Origin of the sequence: Pedobacter sp. HMWF019 (assembly GCF_003061025.1) — a bacterium.
Classification (GTDB): Bacteria; Bacteroidota; Bacteroidia; order Sphingobacteriales; family Sphingobacteriaceae; genus Pedobacter.
Window position 1 is genome coordinate 1 of sequence record NZ_QAIL01000274.1, and the last position, 3,079, is coordinate 3,079.

3 protein-coding genes are annotated in these 3,079 nt (G+C 35.7%); 2 read left to right on the forward strand and 1 reads right to left on the reverse strand.

From position 1 onward, the window contains the following. Positions 1-185: 185 nt before the first annotated feature. Together DBR11_RS15895 and DBR11_RS15900 are read left to right on the forward strand one after the other, a co-directional pair. Positions 186-1,667: an ATP-binding protein gene (locus DBR11_RS15895; protein WP_108553640.1), complete on the forward strand. Its 1,482-nt coding sequence runs from the start codon at positions 186-188 to the stop codon at positions 1,665-1,667. A 62-nt stretch (positions 1,668-1,729) separates the two neighbouring features. Continuing rightward, positions 1,730-2,449 carry a hypothetical protein gene (locus DBR11_RS15900; RefSeq protein WP_108553641.1) on the forward strand — a complete coding sequence of 240 codons (720 nt, stop codon included), beginning with the start codon at positions 1,730-1,732 and terminating at the stop codon, positions 2,447-2,449. Positions 2,450-2,513: 64 nt separating this feature from the next. On the opposite strand, the gene DBR11_RS15905 is transcribed toward DBR11_RS15900, so the two are convergent. Further along, positions 2,514-2,927 (reverse strand): MmpS family transport accessory protein, encoded by a 414-nt coding sequence (locus tag DBR11_RS15905; protein ID WP_108553642.1) that lies wholly within the window; start codon positions 2,925-2,927, stop codon positions 2,514-2,516. Between the last annotated feature and the right edge of the window lie 152 nt (positions 2,928-3,079).

Below are 3,079 nucleotides of genomic sequence, written 5' to 3' on the forward strand. Positions count from 1 at the left end.
GTATTTTACTTAAGACAATTGAAGAACTAAATAGTTTAAAAATAAAGGGTCATGAGTTTATTGTAACCGATTACACAATAAATAGAATAAAATCATGATATTTATCAAATTTAAACCGAAAATGCAGTTAAAGGAATATTTCTAACACCACATTGCATTTCAGTATCATGGAAATTTGATTATATATGGATGAGGAGCCTCTCCTTGATGAATTGAAATCGTTAATATGTTTTAAAGCTGGCCTTAATCATGTAACGCCTGCAGACTGTAAACGAATTTCGATAGATATCAGGAAAGAATTCGATAAGAATGTTAGTGAAACAACGCTGAAACGACTTTTTGGTTTTGCAGCCATGAAGTTTACTTTTTCAAGGTACACGATCACCGCCTTGTGTGAGTATGCCGGAAAACCGGAATACATTAAATCCCTTGCAGAGGGGGGGACGCATTTTGAGGGTAAGGAAGACATATGGAAAAAAGTAAGTTGTCATGCCGATAGGATTACCAGGATTACACTAAAGAATATTAGCTGCAGATCTGGATTACCCTATCAAGCAACTGTCAGCAGAGTGTTTGCTGAGCATGCTTTTGAAGAATTTTGCGATGGGCGATTTAATTTTATGGCATTTGTAGCACCGCCCGGGTACGGTAAAACTATTTTACTCAGTCAGCTCGTCGACAAATATTTTTCTGATAAAGAAGCCATTTATAAAGGTTATTCCGTTCTTTTTGTGAAAGCAAAGCTTTTTTTGACTCACAATAAAACAAAACTCCAGTTCGAAAACCAACTTAAGGCTCTTCTTGGTTTTGCAAACCATTCTAGAAAACTTTTTGATCTGCTTTCTGATCAGTCGTCGAAAGAAAAGAGGAAACTGATTCTAATTATCGACGATTACAACGAATGCCTTGTTGACTTTATGAACCGACTGATTCCCGGGTTTATGAAAATTATTTTATCGGTATCACCAGAAGACTGGAAATCTTTAAATAGAAGATTAAAAATCCCGGCATATGTATCGCCTGTTCCATTGCTCAATCAAAATGAAGTGGATCAGATTTGCTCTAATCTAGGGGTTTTTACAGTTGAACCCGAACTTTTTGGATTGTTGAAATTTCCATTTTATATGCCATTTTATTATCAATTTAAGATGGAGAATAAGAATGATCAGCACAACCGGGTTGTAATTTACCAGGAAGTAATTGCCCGATTTATAAAGGAGAAAATTTATCAGTCTAATAATTACACAGAAAAAATCTTGTTTCTTAAAAAACTTGTCCAACAGATGGGGTATGGGGTACAGCAAGATGAAGTGAACCTGGATCTGTTTGGCGTGGAATTAATGGTGTTTAAAAATGCCTACGATGAATTATTGATCGATGGTATACTGGTGGAAGATCTAAAAACCATACGTTTTCTCGATAAAAACGTTTTCGAGTATTTCTTGTTTATTGAGCTTTTAGAACAGTTTAATCTGAATGCAGATCTTATTTTTCTTCGCTTCATCAACCGTGTTTATGGAGGTAGTCAAAGAGAGTTTGCCTTATTGAAATGGTCAATAAGATATATGGTGAAAACCGGGAATCCGAATGCAGAGGAGTATATTTATCGCCTGGAACTGGAGGGAACAGAGAAAAAAGAAATAAAGATGCTGTTGGTTAATACTTAAAAAAGAACAACTAGGATTATCATCCATATAGATTGGTATCATATTTGATTCTTCCTTAATCTATGGTTATAATCTATGATATTAATGAAAAAGTCCTGAATTCAAGGAATATTTCAATTAACGCAACTCTCGATTCTAAGGAGAAAAAAAATGTAGAACTGTTTGTGAAACAGAAGTATTTGTCACTTTTTGGGCCTATAGGAACTTTAGGCTTACAGGAAGTGGTCGCAGTTGATGTGGCTTCAGATGCCATTATTCCAAAAAAACAGTGGACAGAGGAATTAAAAACTGAAGCAAAAAATTTAAAAGATGAGACTCCTTTTGCCTGGGGCCTGTTTCGTAACCTGTATATCATTGCAGGGGTCTTTCTTGCATTAATCGTTATTGCACCTGTGCTGAATAAGAATAGAGCTGCAAATGAAACGGAAAGACTCAAGGCCATGGAGGTGAACTTTTCGACCACCGGACCCGGTGATCTGCTTATGGTTTTTCTACATGGAAATGCAGATGGGAGCGGATCTCCTGGCGTAACTATGATGAAAGTACTGCGTCTCTCTGGCGATACACTAGTCGTTAAGCGCCACAAAGAGATTGCTGCTGGTTTTAAAACAGAAGATGCTGCAGCTTTAGATCATAAAGATGAAGCGTTTAAGACCGATGAGGAAAAATATAAATTGGGAGCATATAATGACAGGAGTAAGATTTTACTTCCTTTTCCTTCTGCAGATAACACCTCACCATCTGCTGTCGCTTCTGTGAGAGATATAGAGAAAGCAAAATAATTTTTATAAAGCGATTTATTATGGTCGTTGTCTTCCTCTTTTGGGAAACAACGACCATAATTATCTACATGAAGGGGTAGACAAGTGAACCTGTAACGACTTGATTTCCTGAATAAGACTCGGTTTTTACGGATTTTCCATCAACAAAAATCTCTGCTTTAATATTACCTCCGTTATAAGAAGTAATGCCGATGGAAGCTGCTTCAGCATATTTTACTGTTCTTTTAAATGTTTTTGTAAAAGGAAGTACAGCATCACTAACATTGCTGTTTCCTCCTGTTTCGTTAGAATAAATAACATTTGCTTTAGTTAAATCGGGTGAAGTGATTTTATATTCTATAGTCACTTCTTTTGGATAGCTGCTGTCTGGTGATTGTGGACCGTTATCCTTGCTTTTACTACATGAAACCATAATGGCCATACAAGAAATAAGAGCTGCGATTTTTAAAATTTGATTTTTTAATACAATAAGATTCATAGGTTTTATTTAAATTTATAGATGAATATAGCGGCAAAAATCGCCCATCCTATGAGCTTCTGCAATCCCCGGATTTGTGGTTTTTCAACTACTGGTTTTTTGGTATTTTCGAAAATCAATAACTACTGAAAAAATAAACTAAACAATTAACG

Coding starts and splice junctions, on each gene's coding strand:
- DBR11_RS15905 (WP_108553642.1), bottom strand. CDS start 2,927: ATGAATCTTATTGTATTAAAAAATCAAATTTTAAAAATCGCAGCTCTT.
- DBR11_RS15900 (WP_108553641.1), top strand. CDS start 1,730: ATGGTTATAATCTATGATATTAATGAAAAAGTCCTGAATTCAAGGAAT.
- DBR11_RS15895 (WP_108553640.1), top strand. CDS start 186: ATGGATGAGGAGCCTCTCCTTGATGAATTGAAATCGTTAATATGTTTT.